The sequence below is a fragment of the Limnoraphis robusta BA-68 BA1 genome (assembly GCF_034932365.1).
GTDB classification, from domain to species: Bacteria; Cyanobacteriota; Cyanobacteriia; order Cyanobacteriales; family Microcoleaceae; genus Capilliphycus; species Capilliphycus robustus.
In genome coordinates this window covers 44726-63537 of the sequence record NZ_JAYGHR010000017.1, presented here as the reverse complement: position 1 = coordinate 63537, position 18812 = coordinate 44726, and the positions used below count along the sequence as shown (strand labels likewise).

Genomic DNA, 18812 nt, shown 5'->3' with positions numbered 1-18812 from the left:
TCTACAAAGACACTAACGACAATGCAGCCATCTATCCCAAGTATTTAAGGTCATCTGAAAAGCGAATTAAAAAGCTACAGCGACGACTATCTAGGAAGTTTGTCAAGGGTAAAAAGCCCCAATCAAATAACTACCACAAATCTCGAAAAAGACTGGGGAAAGCACATTTGAAGGTTCAACGCCAACGTAAAGACTGGGCTGTGAAGTTAGCCCGGTGCGTCGTGACATCTAACGATGTCGTGGTGTACGAAGACCTAAAGATACAAAATATGGTCAAGAACCATCATTTAGCTAAGTCGATTTCAGACGCGAGTTGGTATCAATTCACCCAATGGTTAAACTATTTTGGAAAAATTTGGGATAAAGCAGTTGTTTCTGTTAGCCCACATTTCACCTCTGCCGATTGTTCTAACTGTGGATTGAGGGTGAAGAAATCACTCAGCACCCGGACTCACAAATGCCCTAAATGTCATACAGAAATTTGTCGAGATACTAATGCGGCACTTAATATTCTGAAGAAGGGCATGAGTATTCTGGGTAGCGAGTATCAACAATACAGTACCGAAGGGCATTCGGAAACTGCCTCGTTCGAGGAAACGCTTGGGGAGACTTCCACCTCTGTTAATGAGGAGAAATCTGAATTAATAAGTGGTGTCACTGAACCAGGAATTAACTGTAGTTAAGAATCCCCTAGCTTTAGCTATGGGGAGTATGTCAATTGTTGGGACTAGAGAAAAAAACCTGCTCAAATAGTGGTTTTTTCTTCCCCCTGCTCCCCTGCTCCCTTGCCAGCGCGGAGCATAATATCTTGTCAAACTATCTCTCAATCATTATGAACTTGAATATTACTGGCGATCGCCTTATCGTTTTTTCCACCAAGCATCAAGTCACCATGAAAGATACGATCACGCCGGATATGGGCAAAGATTCGGTTTTCATGGATTTATTTGAGCAGGTCAAACCCTATACAATGACTAGCGTAGAGGCACTCTTTGCACTGTATACAGCGATGAACTATGTCCTCGATCGCAACATACCCGGTGATATCGTGGAGTGCGGTGTTTGGAGAGGAGGAAGCGCATTATTGGCTGCTCTAGTTCTCAAAATGCGGGGCGTTAAAGACCGGAAGTTGTACCTATATGACACCTTTGAGGGAATGCCAACCCCCACCGAATTTGATGTGGATAAATATGGCCGGACTGGCTTGGAAATGATGGAACAATATGGGGATGATGTTGGCTGGTGCTACGCTTCATTGGAAGATGTTCAAAAAGCGTTCTCCGAACACAACTTTGAATTTGAGATTGAGTTTGTCCAAGGAGATGTGATGGAAACCTTGAAAAAAACTCAACCAGAAACTATCTCTGTTTTGCGTCTAGATACAGATTGGTACGAATCGACCGCTCTTGAGTTTGAGCTTCTTTACCCTCGACTCTCGACCGCAGGGGTTCTGATTATTGATGACTATGGTGTTTGGGCGGGATCGCGCAAAGCCACGGATGACTACTTCCGTGAAGTGCCAGGGCCAATGTTGATCCGGATTGATAAGGAAGTCCGCCTTGGGATCAAGATCTAGACCGATGATTTCCTAGTCAATCATAAAAGCTTTAGAACTTTCACCCTGCTAAACCATTCCTATCCTTTATTACCATGACTATCGAGCGCACGATTGTTTTTTCTACTAAGCATCAAACGACCATAACAGATCAGGTCACACCCGATATTGATAAAGATCCGGTATTCCTGGATTTATTTGAGCAAGTATTGCCCTACACAATGACCAGTAAGGAGGCACTTTTTGCACTTTATACGGCGACGAACTACATCATTGATCGCAACATACCCGGTGATATTGTTGAGTGTGGTGTTTGGAGAGGAGGAAGTGCGTTATTAGCAGCTTTGATTATGAAGGCGCGAAACGTCAGCGATCGGAAGGTATATCTGTATGACACGTTTAAGGGTATGACAGCCCCCACCGAAGTTGATGTGGATAAACGGGGAAATGTTGGTTTTGACATGATGGAAAAATATTCGGATGATATTGGCTGGTGCTACGCTTTACTCGAAGAAGTTAAAACCACTTTCTCCGCACATAATTTTGAGTTTGAGATTGAGTTTGTGCAAGGGGATGTTGTGGAAACGTTGAAGACAACCACACCACAAGCTATTTCTATTTTGCGTCTAGATACGGATTGGTACGAATCTACTGCCGCTGAATTTCAGCATCTCTACCCTCGACTCTCGATAGGAGGTGTTTTGATTATTGATGACTATGGTGCTTGGGCTGGAGCGCGTAAAGCCACCGATGAATATTTCCAGCAAGTACCCAGCCCAATGCTGAAACGTATTGATAAGGAAGTTCGTTTGGGAATCAAGATTTAGACTGATACTTTTCCAGAAAACTTAGAGTGTTCGGAATCTGTCGCCCCTAACAGAGGTTGGCATAATTTACAGGCTTAACCTTTTCTCTTTTGAAACTCAGATACATAGAATTCTTCAAGACATTGGATGTGATTCTTAATGTCGTATTGTTGGGCGCAGAGAAAAGCATTATTAATGATATTTTCTCTGAGGACAGAATCACTTAAGAGTGCGAGTATGCCCTGGGTGATTTGATCGCTATTCTTGTAATCAACAACCCAGGCATTCTCTTTGTGTACAGCATGATCTAAAGCACTACCTGCCAGTGTAATCACCGATGGAACTTTAGAAAGCATTGCCTCTACATAGACCAAGCCAAACGTCTCTTGAAAAGGATTAGTCGGCACATGAACAAAAACATCAAATAATCTGAACAGGGCAAAGAGATCCTCTTCAAATGGGATTTCAATATAGCTATGATCGGGTAATTCGGATAACTTTTCTGTAATACTAATAATATCTTGGTACTGAGGTGCAACTATGTCTTCTTCCCGTGCTTGACGCATTTTTTCTTCTATATCAGCCCGATTTGTATGTGTTCCCGAAAGAACCAAAACTGCATTAGGATAAGCTTCTAGAACCTTTTTGTGTGCTTCAATCGTGTATTCAACTCCTTTCCATCGAACGTATCTAGCCGCCACACCAATAACGGGGCCATTATGATTGGGTAAATACTTGGATCGCAATTTTTCAATGCGCGAAGAATCTACATTCTCAAATTCATTGAGATCAAATCCAAAGGGTATAAGTGTAATTTTATGATCGGGGATGCCATCTTCTATCATACCTTGTTTACAGGATTGGGTCGCACCAATAATATTAGTAGCACAGTCCCATATTAAGCGATGTTTGCTGGGAGCATGACGTGTATAGAATTTAATCGAAGGATGTTCCCTGTAGAAGATTCGGACTGGAACATGGGCGTAGTAAGCGGCTTGCATTCCCGCCAAACTTCCTGCGAACCAATGAGTTTGAACAATATCAGTCTTATTTCTAATCAAATGTTCATAGATAAATTTGACGACTTCTGGGGTATTACTGTAATCTCCATAGGAAGTGACCGTACATGGGATATTAAGCTCGTTTAAAAATGAAATAATTGGGTCTCCTTCATTCAGAATGACATAGTCAATTGCGAACTGATCCTTATCGATATATTTAGCTACTAATTCAAAGGGAACCCAACGAATATGGTGCGTGAAGATATAGGTAATTTTAATTTTCTGCTCTGCTAGAGTCATAACTGTAGGACTGGTAGTCTTTGCATAGTGATTAGGTATGTTGGAATTCTACCTAATTCTGGCAGAATCTAGCAAAATCCTTTTGTAATCTGCTGATGGGAGTGTCAATGGGTAGCAGCAGCTAAACCCAAGATGGCGAGGAGTCCCAGACTGGGCGGACAGTCGATCAGGATGTAATCGTATTTGTCCACGACAGGAGCCAAGGCTAATTTCAATCGCTGTTCTCGGTTCATCGCCGCTACCAGTTCCATTTCAGCAACACTCAAGGTGATATTAGTCGGGACTAGGGCGTGTCTGCAAACTCATAGCGATCGCCATGTAACTGGGATCAATATCACTTAAATAGAAGAAAGAAGATTTCAATTAGCTTCCCCAACGCTATCACCAATTTCCTGATAAATAGTCAATGCTTGCGTGTAAAACTCTAATTGTTTTTGTCTATCTTCTAGCCGACCATAATTATCACCCCCGCTCCGGAGAGCCAGTGCTTCTCCCTGTTTATCCCCAATTTCTTGGTAAATTTTTAAGGCTTGATTGTGAAATTCTAACGCTTTTTTTTGATTATCTGACCACCAATAAGAAGCTGTAACACTTAAGAGTTTTGCTTCGGCTTGACGCGCAGTAAAATTATTAAAATCAGAAGAATCGGAAATTTCCTGATAAATTTCTCTAGCATGGAATAGTTCTTTGCTTGGCGAGTTTTTCGGCTTCATTAAAAAGCTGTTGTGCTTCTGTAGCGGTTTCATCATTTTGGGAAATTGTTTCAGACTGTTGCAACTTAGGTACATTTTTATAACTAGACTCAGCCACTCCAACATCTGATAAAGGTATCAAATAAACCCACAAGGTTAAACTTAGTCGGATTGACTGTTTAATTAAATCTCTAGATACATTCGTCATTTTTAAACCCACTTTCATCAGTATTGAAAGGTAAATTAACCGAACAACAGCAACATACTCTCTACTACTTCTACTTATTTCTAAGCTAACTCAGCCTATGCAATTTATAGGATATTAACAGAAGAGACGCGCCAAAGTACGTCTCTAGGGAGTACATAACTACTGATTTTTCTGGACAATTTTATTGACAACCTTCAACCTGAATGGTGTAACTATGTCCGATTGCATTCTTCCCACCTACATTTAAGTTAACTTGAAAAGGAAGATTACCCGGACGAGGACGACCTGTCATTTGTTGGGATTCATTGGGTTGTAATCTCACGGTTTCATTAAAGACTCTATCGGCTGTTCCATCACTATATTTGAGAAACATTTGAACTCTAAAATTAGCAGGGTCTTCAGAGGCGGATTGAATTGTGCCAACAAAGTAGCGATAGCTGGAAGTTCCTGCGATCGCAAAGTCAGTATCCCAATTTCCCCGAAATCCGACGGGAACAAACGGAAGAACACCTGCATTTGGGGGAGAGACTCGTTTTGTCACCGATGTTCCTTCCCCTTTGACCACTGCTAAAGGGGTACAATTTTGAGCGTTAACGGGTAAACTGAAGCTTAAAAGTAAGGCTAAGGTTCCCCAGAGAATACGAGGCTTGATCATCACAGATCTCCTAAGCATTAGTATAAGTTAATTATCTCATTAAAATTCGGCTGAGTCTAGTTTTTTTTGTTTTGAGTTTATTAAAATTTTTCTTGTTAAATTAATTTAAGAATTAACACAAAGCTCTGTTTCTAGATGTAATTATTGTTACCCCGGTTTTATTTTTATCTAAATCAATATTAGAGTGAGGGTATGTTCGAGGGTTCAGTGATTGCGGATCATCGCTATTCCCTGAAAAAATTAGCCGGATGCGCTAAACTCTGAACTGTAAAACTTGGATCAAACTCTCATGCGTAAATTCTTAGGACTGGCTTTGTTAACGTTTTTAGGGATAATTCTGTGGGGAAGTCAATATTCCGGTGATGCGAGTCATAGCCTCACCCCAGATGGTGTTACTCAAATGTGGAGATCTCATCAGCATGATCTTCCCCTTTCTTCTCCCCTCGTAGCCGTTGAACCGAGTCAACCTGTAGAAACAGAATCAGTCACTTACGGACGTTTAAACAATCAAGATTTAGTCGGATATCTCGCTCGTCCTACGGAAGCAAAAGAATCTTTACCTGCTTTAATTGTCATCCATGAATGGTGGGGATTAAATGATAATATTAAAAGCATGACCTCACGACTTGCCGGAGAAGGCTATGTGGCTTTAGCTGTTGATTTGTATGGGGGAGAAGTTGCAGACAATCCTGAAAAAGCCAGAGAATTAGTCACAGCAGCCCGAAATAATGAACAACCTTTGAAAAACAATATTCGTCAAGCCTATCAATATTTGTCTCAAGATAAAAAAGCTCCAAAAATTGCGAGTATTGGTTGGTGTTTTGGCGGAACTTGGTCACTGAATACCGCCTTACTCTTTCCTGAAGAGTTGGATGCAACGGTGATTTATTATGGTGGCGGAATTGAAACCAACCCGAATCAGCTTAAAGCTTTAAAAATGCCGATTTTAGGGATTTTTGCCGAACTCGATAATAATCCTTCAGTCGAAACAGTTCGTCAGTTTGAAGCCGCTTTAAAACAAGTTGGAAAGTCACCCGAAATTTATATCTATGAAAATGCGGATCATGCCTTTGCAAATCCCTCGGGTACTCGTTATAATGCAGAAGCGGCTGAAGATGCTTGGAAAAAGACCATTACCTTTTTAAATCAACACTTAAAATAGGTTGGGGATAAATTGCGATCGCCATATTTGAACCTAAACTGAGGGAAATCAGTCAATAAAACCAACATCTACTCTCAGTTGAACCATGAAACTTAACGAAACTCCTATTCTCCTTCGTCGTCAGGATATCATCTTAGCTTATACTCTTTTGCGTCTGGTATTTGGGATTAACTTTATGGTGCATGGGTTAGTCCGAATTGGCAATATTCCCGGCTTTGTCGCCTCACAAGTGGCTTTGTATGAAGGATTACCAGTGCCTGAATTTATGATTTCAATTCCTGCCTTTTTTATTCCCATTGTTGAATTAATCTCAGGAGTTTTAATGATTATCGGGTTACAGACTCGTAATGCAATTATTGCAGGTTTTACGTTAATGTTGCCGTTAATGTTTGGCGTGTGTTTACTTCAGAAATGGGATACAGCATCTTCACAGTTAATTTACTGTATCGTGTTTTTTATCTTGTTATCGGGTTATAGCTTTAACTATCTTTCTGTTGATAGTTGGCTAAAAAATCGTAAGAATTAAATACTAAAATTCATCTTATATTTGGGAGAAAAATAAAATTATTCTCCCTTTTTTTGACCTTCAAATACTCCTATGGCTTGGGGAATCGTTCGAGGTGTTGGGTCACTGGAAGAAACAAAATCTATTCCTTTGATTATCAGTTGAGTGGAACCCCCACCATCCAGCATCATCACTTTTTCTGCACCAAACGCTTTTAAAATTTTAGCGGCATCTCCTTGAGTTTTTCCGGGAGACGTTAAAATAAAAATATGGGAAAAGTTAGCAACACCCATAAATGTTCGGGGTCGTTCTTTTAACGGTTCTTTTGAATACCATTCAACGGTTTTTGTGCCGCCATCTTCTCGAATTCCAACAATTGCGTGATCAAAGGAAAATGAATCTTTTTGAAAATTGCTGTCTTCTGAAAATGGAAGAATATCAGCCCAATTTTCTACAAGTCCTAAAACTACTTTTTCTCCTGGAAATTCAGTATTTCCAGCATAACCTGTCGTGATTAATTTTCCCTTCACTTGAACCGGAAAAGCCAACGCGCTGGGGTTTTTGAGGTTAAAAAACTGACCATTATAAACTGAAAATGCTTTTTCACCAAAAGTTTGAGAAAATTCTAACCAAAATTGTTGCAGCGTTTGACGTTGAAACAGAGGATTTTCACCCCCATAAGCCGCAGCTTCCCCTTCCCCGACGGGTTCACCTAAAAGTAGTTCAATAGATGCTCCTTGACTCAGGTCGATGACTTGAATAAAATCACCTTTAGGATTACGATAAAGTTTAATCCCAGTAACAGTTTGAATTAAGCTAAACTCAGCCGGAATAGCCGGGTTAACTTGGGGAAAGGAGGGACATACCAAAAAACTTAACAAAAATGCAAAACTTAACAAAAAAATATATTTTCCCATGATCATTTAAAATGATTATCAGAAGACAGATCATCAGTCTACAAGTTCTCCCGATGAAAAATTTCCTCAATAAATCGAGGGCGTTTGATCAGAAACAGCTCAATGACTAAGCGCCAGTTAAAATCTCATTTTGATAATTATGATACTGTTTATTTTTCCAAAAAATTAAATAATTTAGAGAATGAGTCTATAGGGCTAAATTGGGTGGAAAGCTAAAAATCACCTGAAATTTAATGAGCGAAAAACGTTGAATTTTTAAATACTTTAATGACTGAACTGGCTGAAAAGAATTCCTCTCCCTTTAGGTCAGCTCATGGTAAGTATAAGGAATTTATACCTATGACCTTAGAGCAAAAACGTTCACGATGTTACAATTTTTCTGCAATTCTGCTACGCTGAATAAACAAGTTAGTATACCGCACTTTATCCATTCATAACTGACTGACCCTTCAGACTGTGAACTGGAAAACCCTCCCTGGTTTGAGATTCATCGATCTGTCTAAATCAGAAGCGATTGATATCAAGGTCGTGCATTTACACTCAAGCGTTATCTAGAAAACCTCTTACAAATTCGGCAAAAGACATGAACCACCTCAAAGGACTAACATCCGCAGAAGTTGAGGCAAGTCGCCAAACTCACGGCGTTAATATTCTCACACCGCCAGAACGTGATCCCATTTGGAAACAATTTTTAGAAAAGTTTGATGATCCAATTATTCGGATTCTGATTGTTGCCGCAGTGATCGCCATTAGCGTGGGTATTTTTGAAGGAAATGCTCTCGAAGGATTTGGTATTATTGTAGCGATTATACTGGCAACAACGGTTGCTTTTATCAATGAATATAAAGCCAATCAAGAATTTAATATCCTCAATCAAATTAATGATGAAGTTCCCATCAATGTGATTCGAGATGATAGCTATACAACCGTCCCCAAAAAAGACATTGTAGTGGGTGATATTGTCTTGGTTGAATTGGGCGATGAAATTCCGGCTGATGCTCGAATTTTAGATGCAGTTTCCATGAAAGTTAATGAAGCAAACTTAACCGGAGAGTCCGCCTCAGTCAACAAAGTCGCCTTCGCTACTTCTGATGATTGGCATGAAGATATAGCCTATCCTCCCGATCAGGTTTTTCGGGGAACCTATGTCACAGATGGACATGGTATTCTTCAAATTACAGCCGTTGGTGATCACACTGAAATCGGTAAAACGGCTCGTTCAGTTGCTGATCCTAACGATGTTGAAACGCCTTTAAATCAACAACTTGATGGCTTAAGCAAACTCATCGGTGTATTAGGATTAGCGATCGCAATTTTGATTGATATTGCTTTGGTTGTTAGAGGAATTATCACAGGTGAACTCGCTCTTAATTTCTCTCAATGGTACATCATTAGCTCCCTAATCATCAGTCTAACAATTGCTTTAATTCCGGTTTGGTTGCCCATCGTTTATGATGGTTTAGAATTTGCCGGATATGAGATCGAACTCCCGGAGGAATTGGCAGAAAATAACTGGATTGAGTGGTTAAAAACCTTTGGATTCGGATTACTCATTTTTGCTTCAAGTATTGGAATCGGCTACGGGTTCAACTGGATATCCGGTTCTCCAACGCAGTGGATACCCGCCTCTGTTGCGGCTGAATTTCTCACCTATTTTATGATTGCCGTTGCTGTCATTGTAGTGGCCGTACCAGAAGGATTGCCTCTGAGTGTTACCCTCAGTCTGGGCTACAGTATGGATAAAATGGCAAAACAAAATAACCTAGTACGACGAATGCACGCCTGCGAAACCATTGGGGCGGCGACGGTGATTTGTTCAGATAAAACAGGGACTTTAACGCTCAATCAAATGCAGGTTAGTAACTATGATTTTCCTTGTTTATGGAACACTCCTCTTAAAGAAAATCCGCTACTCATTGAAGCAATAACCGCCAACAGTACCGCCAACTTAGAACGTCATCCCGGAGAAGCTTCTCACCCTTTAGGAAACCCCACAGAAGGCGCTTTATTATTGTGGTTAGGCAATTTTAACGTTGATTATGTCACCAGTCGCGAACAGTTTGTTGTCACCCATCAACTTGCATTTACCTCCGAACGCAAGTACATGACAACTTTGGGTATTTCTCCCTCTACAGGTCGTTCTGTTTTGCATATTAAAGGCGCTCCCGATATTTTACTCTCTCACTGCGATAAAATTTTGACTCCAGCAGGCGTGAGCGTTATTCGACCCGAAGAAAGAAAAGAACTCATAGAAGAGTTGAGACTGTACGAAGCAATGGGAAAAAGAACCCTGGCATTTGCTTATATTGCCGAACCCACAATGCACCAACAAGATGTCAATCTTGAAGAACATGAAGACATGATTTGGTTGGGATTTGTTGCCATTGCTGACCCCGTTAGACCGGAAGTTCCTGATGCGGTACGATTGTGTTTGAGTGCCGGAATTGATGTCAAAATGATCACGGGTGATAGTTTATTGACGGCTCAACAAATCGCTCAACAAATTGGGATTGCCACTCAAGATGAGAGTCCCGATGCTTTTATCACGGGTTCGCAGTTGCGTTTGATGGATGATGAAACTGCCAAATTTGTGCTGAAAAATGCTAAAGTCATTGCTCGCGCTCGTCCACAAGATAAACAACGGATTGTACAACTTTTACAAGCAATGGGTGAAGTCGTAGCAGTAACCGGAGATGGAACAAATGATGCGGCGGCGTTATCCCAAGCACAAGTCGGTTTAGCGATGGGAAGTGGAACATTTGTTAGTAAAGAAGCCAGCGATATTATCTTACTTGATAATTCTTTTGCTAGTGTTGAACGAGCGGTATTATGGGGGCGATCACTTTATCAAAACATTCAGAAATTTATTCTGTTTCAGCTAACTATTAATGTCGCTGCTTGTGGGATTGCCTTGTTAGGGCCGTTTATTGGGATTGATTTACCCTTAACGGTGACTCAATTACTCTGGGTCAACTTAATTATGGATACCTTTGCTGCCTTAGCGTTAGCCACAGAACCGCCGAGTCAAAAGGTGATGGAAATGCCGCCTCGAGATTCCCAAGCGTTTATTATTTCTAAACCAATGGCGATCAGTATTTTCACTGTTGGGCCGATTTTTCTCCTATTACTGGCTGGGTTTTTGCTTTATATTCAACGGGATAATGCGACTACGCCCTATGAACTTTCGCTGTTTTTTACAACGTTTGTCATGTTGCAATTTTGGAATTTGTTTAACGCCAAATGTTTTGGCTTGAAAGAGTCTGTTTTTTCTAATTTAGCCACGAATTGGAATTTTATTGGCATTGCTCTGTTGATTTTAATCGGTCAAATTATCATTGTACAGTTTGGTGGACAAGTGTTTAGAACCGTACCTCTATCTTTAACACACTGGCTGATTATTATTGGCGGAACTTCTATCGTTCTCTGGATGGGAGAAATTCGTCGATTATTCACTCGATTAGCTGTCAGTCAAAGCTGATTTTGGAGATTAAAAAGTCAGTAATTATTGTATGATTACTGGCTTTCTATCAAAATTTAGAGCAACAACCTGTGAGTAAAAAAGAATGATTGATTTGAGCGGTAAAGTGATTTTGGTAACAGGCGGAAGTCAGGGAATTGGCGCCGCTACAGTCAAAATATTAAACCAAGCCGGGGCAGATGTGATTCTGCACTATGGAAAGAGTCAGCAGAAAGCTACAGAAATTTTACAAGCTTTAGGGGAAGATGCTTGTTATTTAGTTCAAGCTGATTTAGCGGAGAAAAATGCAGCGATTGAGTTATGGAAACAGGCGATTTCATGGAAAGGAAAAATTGATGTAATTGTGAATAATGCCGGAATAATTATTCCCGCGAGTATTAATGATCAACTCGAAACTTGGAACCAAACTTGGCAACAAACGCTTCAGGTTAACTTAATTGCTGTGGCTGATTTGTGTCGAGAAGCGATTCATCATTTTCAGCAACAAAGCGGCGGAATCATCATTAATATTGCCAGTCGTGCCGCTTTTCGAGGCGATACACCCGACTATATTCATTATGCCGCTTCCAAAGGAGGAGTGATTTCTCTGACTCGAAGCATAGCCAGAGGATTCGCTAAAGATAATATTTTAGCCTATGCGATCGCTCCCGGTTTTGTTCGCACTGAACGGATTATTGATACAGCAATTCAAACCTATGGAGAAGCAAATCTAACCAAAGATATTCCTATAGGCGAAATGGCATCTCCCGAAGATGTGGGTTATGTTGTGGCGTTTTTAGCATCAGGTTTATCCCCCCATACAACTGGAACCACGATTGATATTAACGGGGCTTCCTACGTTCGGTAACTTGTCATTTATAATGTTAATTTGACGAATGTTGACGGGAGTTCAATCAGTTAAAAATGTCAAATCTTGGCAAAATTTACTATTTTAGGGCAAGTTATGAACCCTCAATTCAATTAGATATTAATAACCTACCCGACTGGTTATTCGTAGCAGTGAATTGGCAGGGATATCGGATTTCAACCCTTCCTTGGATTGCCAATGTTGCTTGTTTACTCGGGAATTTACACGTTGAAGATCATCCCATAGGTTGGAAATCCTATCTCGAAAGTTTGGGTTTTCAAGATGTAATTCCTATCTCCTGTGAAGATTTTTATGAGGATACATTGTACTGTTAACCTGTGGAAATTCAGTATTTTTGAGTTCTTCCCAAGTTTTGACTAAACCTACTCACCTCTAAAAAGAACTAAAATGTACTGTGAACTTCTAAACTTGAGGGAAAATAAGTGTTTTATTCAATTTTTTCAAAGATATAGTTTTCTTTTCCACTCTCTTGAACCTCTACTAACACATTCTCAGTCGATTGAAAATAACCATACTCATCAAAATAAATCTTTCCTTCTGCTCCTTTAGCAAAAAAATTAGGACTCGAAAGTTTTTGATGAAGCTGACGACGACTGAAATTTTCCCGGCTTTCACTTAGGGCTTGAATGATAGCTTGAGTGGCATCATATGTAGTTGCTGTTCGCCAGTTTATAGAGGCTTTCCAAAAGTCTTGAGCTTGTTGGGAAAAATCAGAGTATGGGCTACGATGCCAGGGAACTGCTATTGCAAGACTTCCCTTGAAAGCCTGTTCACCTGCATCTTTTAAAGTTCTCGGGTTATAGACAGAATCTCCCCCTAAAAGTTTTAAATCTCCATTGGTATTGTTGATAATTCCAATGACTTTAGTGAGCGTTTCATCCGTCGCTGGAACTAATAATAAGACTTCAGCACCCTGCTGTTTTGCATTTTCTACACAGTCTCCTGCACTAAAAAAACTACTCGATAAGTCACACTTATGAACAAAAGAATTAGAAGAAAGTAACTTCTCAAACTCACTGAAAAGGGATTCACTATAGGCATTTCCCGGAACATAAGCAACCGCTACTTGTGCATATTCTGCGAGTTGTTTACGCATATATTCAAACAACTGTTGAGCCGCAACTCTATCATTTGGAACCGTCCGAAAAATATAAGGACTACTGATATTAGACAACTCCACTGAAGTGCTGGTGGGAGAAATAGCCACTAATTTATGTTTATCATAAATCTCTCCAGCTCGGAGTGTCATATCACTCGAAAAATGACCAATTACCGCTAAGATATTTAGATTTTTTGCAAAAGCTTGAGCGACTTTTTCTGCAACTTCAGGCTGATATTCATCATTGGCAATTGTTACCTGTAAAAAGGTTTCATTGATCCCTTTTGAGCAGTTAAATTGTGTTTGCAGTTGTGTAATAGCCTGCTGAAGTTCCTTTAAACCACAATTAATCTGAGTTTGAGCTTGAGCGACACCCCGTAACATTTCTTGCGAAACATTAGGCTCCTTGCTAATGGGTACACTGACGGCAATTTCAACTTTGTTTCCCGTATTAGTTACGACTTTTTGTTGAGCGATCGCATTATTCAAATAAATGACGGTTTCCGGATCATTAGGATTTTGATTCAGTGCTTTAATAAAATTGTCTATTGCACCTCCAAAATCTTGATTCTTGTAGTCAACAATTCCTGCTTCTTTATGCGGGTTTGTATTAGATGAAATTAGAAGTTTTTCGCCTTGACTCATTTTATTTTCTAGCGAAGGGGATAACGGAATCAGATCAGGTTGACGTACCACTCTGTATAAAGTCTGAGCAACAATCGTCACAATTGCTAAACTTGCTATTACCCCCAACGGTTTTACCCAAGCTTCATGGAGTGGTTTTTGTTTAATAAAATCTTGCCAAGTTAGTGATGTTGAAAGCGTTACTTCCTGTACACAAAGCGTAGGAAGCCAAGACACACCGGGATAAGACTTTTCAAAACCATACTCGATCAGTCGTTCTCTCGAAAGATGAATAGAATGAAAAAGAGACTTTTTGTTCGTAAATTCTTCAAAAAAATACTTCAAAAACTTCACCGCAACTTCATCAGGAATTGGTTCTCGCATCACAATACTTCGAGGTAAACCTAACTCAGCCAGTTGGTGGGCGAGTCCTAAACCATCACAAGAATTGAAAATAGCGAGTTGTAATCCTTGTTTAATTGCTTTTCCAAACGCGCTTTTAAACTCCTCAATTTCAAGGGAATGTTGATCCTTTAATTCAATACTACCAATCGTTCCATCGGGATGGGAAGAACTATGACCCGAAAAAACAAATAAATGATAACCTTTTTCTTCTCGCAAGGCTTGTGAAACTTCTTCTCGATGGGGCTGCTTTAAAACCGTGACTTGTGCATTTTTTTTCTCTAACGCTTTAATCACTTCTTCATCAAACTGAGTATTAATGCCATCACTTTTACCAATTACAGCTAGCACTTTAACTTGAGCGTCTTGGCGAATCGGTTGAATTTTTGTTAGGCTTGTTTGCAGACGAATTGAAACTTCAGCTTGAGGAAAACGATGTTTAAATAAATCCCATTCTTGCCAAGGAAGACGACGCAGTTGAGGATGTTCTGTATCGAGAAAAAGACGGGCTTCCTGTCCAGTTTTTTGTAAGTGGCTGAGAACCGCAATTAATTCATCTCGAATCGGTTGCCAACTTGAATCCTGACAGTTTAGCCATTCATTTAAACTCTTAATCACTGATTCTTTTTGCTGAGAAGTGATTTCTCTAGCTTCCGAATCCGTGAGGCTTTTTTTGGGATTAATCCGGCTGCAAACTTTACGAACGGCGTCAAACTGACGATAAGAATACTGCCATTGACTATAAGCAGATTGGCGATAATTGGAGGATTCGAGCGGTTGTGAGACCTCTAAGTGAGGCGGTAAAGCAGGCAAATAACCATCCAGTGAATTAATTTGACCATCACTCTGAGCCAGCCGAACTCGAAATTTATTGACTCCCTGATCCCAAAAAACTAAAACCTTGATAACTGTCATAGAATTCCCCCTGTTCAATTGTTTAAACCTGAAAATTTTCGATCATCTTATTTTCGTTTAAAAGAATTTGTAGACTGAATTTTTCCTGCGGTTGACACCCGAATTCTAATTCAATCCACTGATCGGCTTCTCCGGCTTTATTCTGCATACAAACGACTCCAGATTCATCGAGTACACTAACCTCCAAGCCCGCAGGCAAATAAGTGTTTTCTCCCAAGGAGTAACGGGAATTAACTCCCATTTTGACGTCAACTTCTTCGGTTGACTCTTCACTAAAGGAATCAAGTCTGATGTTAACATGAACTTCTTCGGTTGACTGTTCACTGACTTTTACCCTTAGCAAAAAGGCTAACTTTGTGTTATTATTTTCCCATTCAATCACCTTTCCTCGAATAAAGCTTTGTTCTAAAGACTCAAGTTTTAAAAAATTTCTCATGGGTTGTCTTGTTGCTTTTAAACTTCTGGTATTCGGAGAGGGTAACAGTTCGAGAGGTTGCCATTCCGGTTGAGAAAGATCTTGCCACAAATTCGCCCATTTGCGATGCCAATTAAGATGATCAATCAAATCATCAAGGGAATGAAGCTTACTGAGTGGAATCTGTTCTGGAGGATGGCTGATTTCTTGGGCTGGAACAAACCCTAATAATTCAACCTGTTTGAGTTCCTCGCTAAACTGAACGGCAATATAACCTAAACGCTGATCAGCGACTTCTGTCGGAATTTCTAAATAGTTTTGGTTGGGTAAAATTGGAATACATTCCAGTTTGCCTAAATGGGGTAAAACCAAGTCAGCTACATTAAACATCGCTCTTTTCGCCGGCTGCCAACAATCACCTTGATCAATTCCTGTAGAAATTGACAGCCACCGCAGATAGTCTCGCAGCGCCACAACCGCTAATGTATTGAGATAAACTTGTTTTCCTTTTTCCGGTGTGGCTTGTTCAAGAGCAAATTGTCGGGCAAAACGGTGAGCATCTTGGCTGACGGGAACAGGTAAAGTCAAAGAGAGAATCAGATTCATTTTTCAAGTCCAAAGCGTTGACTAATTTGATCAGAAATTGTTTGTAACAACGGAAGACATTTGCGCTTCCAGTGAGAGTAAAGTGTTTGATTGCTTATATTATATTCTCGGGCGATCTCAGAAATTTTCTGAGGCGGTTGTTGCAAAAGTAATCGTTTTGCTAAAATTTGACAGTGACATTCGGGTTGTTTTTTGGGATAACAACTTTTGAGCAGATTTTCGGGATCTTGTTCGATATACTCCCAAACAGCATCCCCAATACTCAAACGTCTTGTTTTTTGACTTTCTTCGATCCATCCTTCAATACCTGTGATGGTATTTTCATCAACCAATCGATCTATCCGAGTCGTTGATTCTTGACCACTGTTAATAATACGTTCATCTAAGCTAACGTGACGTTGATAATAACTGTCTGGACTATACAAATCTCGCACCCGCCATTTAAGATAACCATTAATCCAGCGAATCAGGCTTTGTTCGATAGAAGCAGAACGGGGTTCAAAGCTTTGAAGATTTCTGCACATCCATTCTAGGGTACGATTAAGAGCCTCCGAATAGTCGGGATGGGAGGATCGGTATAAATCCGGATGTCGCTGGACGAAAATTAACAGTCGAGTTAGGGCTTTGCGTGCTTGGGGGCTAGTCCGTTCAAATTGGTAGACTTGCTCAATTAAGCCTTTGATTTGTTGATCCACAGCGCTCGCTCTCCTCTGTAGTGGCATCTCAGTTGGCTGTTGTTGTGGGCTGGAAACCCGAAGATGCTTTAAGTTTAACCGAGAAGGCACAGAGCAAGTGGGACATCTTGGCTTCGCTTGGGTTAGCATTATAAAAGTGAATTTGAGGGTGTACTGTTTGATCTGGGATTGCCATCAAATTTATGCAAGGGATCTTCATCCGTTGGAGTACCCCTGTGTCCCTCAAAAGCGATCGCGGTGGATGTCTGATGTCTATCAAAACCGTGAAGATCAGTAGAATCGGAGGAATATACGGATGCAAGTGTATACTGGATGTCAATTACTTACTGAGATCCAATGATATGCGTTTCTTCGCAATGTCTAATTGATCACTCGCTCTTTACCGAAACTTTACAGATCAAGGGTCGGAACTTTACAAAAACACCTAGTATCTTTACAATAAATGATCTTATAATTAACTTATGCAAAGCACCAAAATTGAGTGAAATCTTGCAGAAAGGTTAGCACCTAAAAGCTTTCTCAAATATCTGTCTAACGTGTATAACTCAAGATAGATGTTGAAAAAAGTTAAAAGATTTATAGATCTGTTTAGGTTGCTTAATTGACGGAGTTATTCTGAGCCATCAATCTATCTTTAATAATTCACAATAATTTCACCTATGAACACCGTTAAAATTCTGAATGCCCATATTGATAATCTTTCTAAAGAAGAGCTTCTCCAGAAGTTAGGTCAACAGGGTGGTGTTGTGTTCACACCCAACGTAGACCACCTGATTAATCTTCAAAAAGACGAGGAATTCTACCAAATTTATCAAAATTCAGATTACCGGGTTTGCGATAGTCAAGTTTTATATTATGCTTCTCGCCTTCTGGGTCAACCGATTCGCGAGAAAATTTCCGGCTCTGATCTATTCCCTGCTTTTTACAGACATTATGGAAGTTGTGAAAATACCAGAATCTTCCTTCTTGGTGCGGGTGAAGGCGTAGCAGCTCGCGCCCAACAAAAAATCAATAGCATTGTCGGACGGGAAATCGTTGTTGATACCTACTCCCCGCCCTTTGGTTTTGAGAAAGATGAAGTAGAATGCCAAAGAATAATTGATCGCGTTAACCATTCGGGAGCAACGGTGCTGGCCGTTGGCTTAGGCGCTCCCAAGCAAGAAAAATGGATCGTTAAGCACAAGCACAAACTCAAAAATATTAAAGTATTCCTCGCCATCGGAGCTTCCATTGACTTTGAAGCGGGTGAAAAACCCCGTTCTCCAGAGTGGATGAGCGAACTCGGCATTGAATGGTTCTATCGGCTCTCCTGTGAACCCAAGCGACTCTGGAAACGGTATTTAGTTGATGATCTTCCCTTCGTGTGGTTAGTGATCAAGCAACGTCTCAATCTTTACCGCGCTCCTCAGTTTTCTCTCTTACCCTCTGCTACACCGACTTGGCAGATGCCATTATTAGGTCAAGTCTTACAAGAAGCAGGTTTAATCACTCCTCATCAAGTCAGCATGGTTTTGGATGCTCAGGCTGAACAGAGCAATATGCGATTTGGAGAAATTTTATCCCACTGGGGATTGGTCGATCAGGAAACCGTTGACTTTTTCGCTGAACACTTACCCAAAATTTCAATGGAGTCCCGTAAACAGCCTATCGGTCACTACCTGAAAACCGCTAAATTACTCAATGATCAGCAAATTGAAACGATCTTAGCCGAACAACACCTAACTGGAATGCGTTTTGGAGAAACGGCAGTTCACAAGGGATGGCTGAAGCAAGAAACCGTTGACTCGATTTTACGTTATCTAGCGGGTGACTTTAGCAATGTTGTTGCCGCTTGATCACAAATCAGCAAGACAGATATCGATTCGGGTGTCGCAGGAGTTAATATATTACAAAGCCAGAGCCTTGCTCT

The 18812-nt window shown here is 40.4% G+C and carries 17 protein-coding genes and 1 pseudogene; 9 read left to right on the top strand and 9 right to left on the bottom strand.

The genetic code is table 11. The features are described 5' to 3' along the window. The 3 genes from VB836_RS09335 to VB836_RS09325 all read left to right on the top strand — a co-directional run. A partial coding sequence (locus VB836_RS09335) for an RNA-guided endonuclease InsQ/TnpB family protein (RefSeq protein WP_323219110.1) occupies nucleotides 1-683 on the top strand: 683 nt, incomplete at its 5' end. A gap of 149 nt (nucleotides 684-832) precedes the next feature. After that, entirely contained in the window at nucleotides 833-1576 is a 744-nt protein-coding gene (locus VB836_RS09330; protein WP_046278920.1) for a TylF/MycF/NovP-related O-methyltransferase, read from the top strand. Between the two features lie 74 nt (nucleotides 1577-1650). After that, nucleotides 1651-2382 carry a TylF/MycF/NovP-related O-methyltransferase gene (locus VB836_RS09325; RefSeq protein ID WP_323219109.1) on the top strand — a complete coding sequence of 244 codons (732 nt, stop codon included), beginning with the start codon at nucleotides 1651-1653 and terminating at the stop codon, nucleotides 2380-2382. A 74-nt stretch (nucleotides 2383-2456) separates the two neighbouring features. Here the strand turns inward: VB836_RS09325 and VB836_RS09320 are convergent, their stop codons facing one another. The 5 genes and pseudogenes from VB836_RS09320 to VB836_RS09300 all read right to left on the bottom strand — a co-directional run bounded on the left by VB836_RS09320 (nucleotide 2457) and on the right by VB836_RS09300 (nucleotide 5217). Continuing rightward, nucleotides 2457-3662, bottom strand: coding sequence for a glycosyltransferase family 4 protein (locus VB836_RS09320; RefSeq protein ID WP_323219108.1), 1206 nt, complete (start codon nucleotides 3660-3662; stop codon nucleotides 2457-2459). A gap of 104 nt (nucleotides 3663-3766) precedes the next feature. Continuing rightward, nucleotides 3767-3943 (bottom strand): annotated as a pseudogene (locus VB836_RS09315) (AAA family ATPase); the annotation flags it as partial. A 78-nt stretch (nucleotides 3944-4021) separates the two neighbouring features. After that, nucleotides 4022-4375 carry a tetratricopeptide repeat protein gene (locus VB836_RS09310; protein WP_323219107.1) on the bottom strand — a complete coding sequence of 118 codons (354 nt, stop codon included), beginning with the start codon at nucleotides 4373-4375 and terminating at the stop codon, nucleotides 4022-4024. Continuing rightward, a complete protein-coding gene (locus VB836_RS09305) occupies nucleotides 4332-4562 on the bottom strand; it encodes a hypothetical protein (protein ID WP_323219106.1) in 231 nt (76 codons plus the stop codon). The genes VB836_RS09310 and VB836_RS09305 overlap by 44 nt, the downstream gene beginning before the upstream one ends. Before the next feature lie 181 nt (nucleotides 4563-4743). Then, nucleotides 4744-5217 (bottom strand): hypothetical protein, encoded by a 474-nt coding sequence (locus VB836_RS09300; protein ID WP_323219105.1) that lies wholly within the window; start codon nucleotides 5215-5217, stop codon nucleotides 4744-4746. A 289-nt stretch (nucleotides 5218-5506) separates the two neighbouring features. Here VB836_RS09300 and VB836_RS09295 point away from each other — a divergent pair, with 289 nt between their 5' ends. Together VB836_RS09295 and VB836_RS09290 are read left to right on the top strand one after the other, a co-directional pair. Then, entirely contained in the window at nucleotides 5507-6379 is an 873-nt protein-coding gene (locus tag VB836_RS09295) for a dienelactone hydrolase family protein (RefSeq protein WP_046276508.1), read from the top strand. A gap of 85 nt (nucleotides 6380-6464) precedes the next feature. Then, nucleotides 6465-6905, top strand: a complete 441-nt coding sequence (locus tag VB836_RS09290) for a DoxX family protein (RefSeq protein WP_323219103.1) — start codon at nucleotides 6465-6467, stop codon at nucleotides 6903-6905. 38 nt (nucleotides 6906-6943) lie between these two features. Here the strand turns inward: VB836_RS09290 and VB836_RS09285 are convergent, their stop codons facing one another. After that, on the bottom strand, nucleotides 6944-7801 hold the full coding sequence (locus VB836_RS09285; protein WP_323219102.1) for a phosphodiester glycosidase family protein: 858 nt from the start codon (nucleotides 7799-7801) through the stop codon (nucleotides 6944-6946). Between the two features lie 583 nt (nucleotides 7802-8384). Here VB836_RS09285 and VB836_RS09280 point away from each other — a divergent pair. The 3 genes from VB836_RS09280 (at nucleotide 8385) to VB836_RS09270 (ending at nucleotide 12461) form a co-directional block, all read left to right on the top strand. Beyond that, nucleotides 8385-11279 (top strand): calcium-translocating P-type ATPase, PMCA-type, encoded by a 2895-nt coding sequence (locus VB836_RS09280; protein ID WP_323219101.1) that lies wholly within the window; start codon nucleotides 8385-8387, stop codon nucleotides 11277-11279. 85 nt (nucleotides 11280-11364) lie between these two features. Further along, nucleotides 11365-12126 carry an SDR family NAD(P)-dependent oxidoreductase gene (locus VB836_RS09275; RefSeq protein ID WP_323219100.1) on the top strand — a complete coding sequence of 254 codons (762 nt, stop codon included), beginning with the start codon at nucleotides 11365-11367 and terminating at the stop codon, nucleotides 12124-12126. A 56-nt stretch (nucleotides 12127-12182) separates the two neighbouring features. Then, entirely contained in the window at nucleotides 12183-12461 is a 279-nt protein-coding gene (locus tag VB836_RS09270; protein WP_323219099.1) for a hypothetical protein, read from the top strand. Nucleotides 12462-12574: 113 nt separating this feature from the next. On the opposite strand, the gene VB836_RS09265 is transcribed toward VB836_RS09270, so the two are convergent. The 3 genes from VB836_RS09265 to VB836_RS09255 are packed head-to-tail and all read right to left on the bottom strand — an operon-like array spanning nucleotide 12575 to nucleotide 16903. Next, nucleotides 12575-15187: an ABC transporter substrate-binding protein gene (locus VB836_RS09265; protein WP_323219098.1), complete on the bottom strand. Its 2613-nt coding sequence runs from the start codon at nucleotides 15185-15187 to the stop codon at nucleotides 12575-12577. 22 nt (nucleotides 15188-15209) lie between these two features. Then, the gene (locus tag VB836_RS09260) at nucleotides 15210-16208 is read right to left on the bottom strand and encodes a DUF1822 family protein (RefSeq protein ID WP_323219097.1); all 999 of its coding nucleotides are present in this window, start codon (nucleotides 16206-16208) and stop codon (nucleotides 15210-15212) included. Beyond that, a complete protein-coding gene (locus tag VB836_RS09255; protein ID WP_323219096.1) occupies nucleotides 16205-16903 on the bottom strand; it encodes a hypothetical protein in 699 nt (232 codons plus the stop codon). The genes VB836_RS09260 and VB836_RS09255 overlap by 4 nt, the downstream gene beginning before the upstream one ends. 659 nt (nucleotides 16904-17562) lie before the next feature. Between VB836_RS09255 and VB836_RS09250 the strand changes: the two genes are divergently transcribed. After that, on the top strand, nucleotides 17563-18738 hold the full coding sequence (locus VB836_RS09250) for a WecB/TagA/CpsF family glycosyltransferase (protein WP_323219095.1): 1176 nt from the start codon (nucleotides 17563-17565) through the stop codon (nucleotides 18736-18738). Nucleotides 18739-18812 lie beyond the last annotated feature (74 nt).

Excerpts from the sequence above, each read along its gene's own strand:
- VB836_RS09330 (WP_046278920.1), top strand. The coding sequence starts at position 833 with ATGAACTTGAATATTACTGGCGATCGCCTTATCGTTTTTTCCACCAAG.
- VB836_RS09325 (WP_323219109.1), top strand. The coding sequence starts at position 1,651 with ATGACTATCGAGCGCACGATTGTTTTTTCTACTAAGCATCAAACGACC.
- VB836_RS09320 (WP_323219108.1), bottom strand. The coding sequence starts at position 3,662 with ATGACTCTAGCAGAGCAGAAAATTAAAATTACCTATATCTTCACGCAC.
- VB836_RS09310 (WP_323219107.1), bottom strand. The coding sequence starts at position 4,375 with ATGAAGCCGAAAAACTCGCCAAGCAAAGAACTATTCCATGCTAGAGAA.
- VB836_RS09305 (WP_323219106.1), bottom strand. The coding sequence starts at position 4,562 with ATGACGAATGTATCTAGAGATTTAATTAAACAGTCAATCCGACTAAGT.
- VB836_RS09300 (WP_323219105.1), bottom strand. The coding sequence starts at position 5,217 with ATGATCAAGCCTCGTATTCTCTGGGGAACCTTAGCCTTACTTTTAAGC.
- VB836_RS09295 (WP_046276508.1), top strand. The coding sequence starts at position 5,507 with ATGCGTAAATTCTTAGGACTGGCTTTGTTAACGTTTTTAGGGATAATT.
- VB836_RS09290 (WP_323219103.1), top strand. The coding sequence starts at position 6,465 with ATGAAACTTAACGAAACTCCTATTCTCCTTCGTCGTCAGGATATCATC.
- VB836_RS09285 (WP_323219102.1), bottom strand. The coding sequence starts at position 7,801 with ATGGGAAAATATATTTTTTTGTTAAGTTTTGCATTTTTGTTAAGTTTT.
- VB836_RS09280 (WP_323219101.1), top strand. The coding sequence starts at position 8,385 with ATGAACCACCTCAAAGGACTAACATCCGCAGAAGTTGAGGCAAGTCGC.
- VB836_RS09275 (WP_323219100.1), top strand. The coding sequence starts at position 11,365 with ATGATTGATTTGAGCGGTAAAGTGATTTTGGTAACAGGCGGAAGTCAG.
- VB836_RS09270 (WP_323219099.1), top strand. The coding sequence starts at position 12,183 with ATGTCAAATCTTGGCAAAATTTACTATTTTAGGGCAAGTTATGAACCC.
- VB836_RS09265 (WP_323219098.1), bottom strand. The coding sequence starts at position 15,187 with ATGACAGTTATCAAGGTTTTAGTTTTTTGGGATCAGGGAGTCAATAAA.
- VB836_RS09260 (WP_323219097.1), bottom strand. The coding sequence starts at position 16,208 with ATGAATCTGATTCTCTCTTTGACTTTACCTGTTCCCGTCAGCCAAGAT.
- VB836_RS09250 (WP_323219095.1), top strand. The coding sequence starts at position 17,563 with ATGAACACCGTTAAAATTCTGAATGCCCATATTGATAATCTTTCTAAA.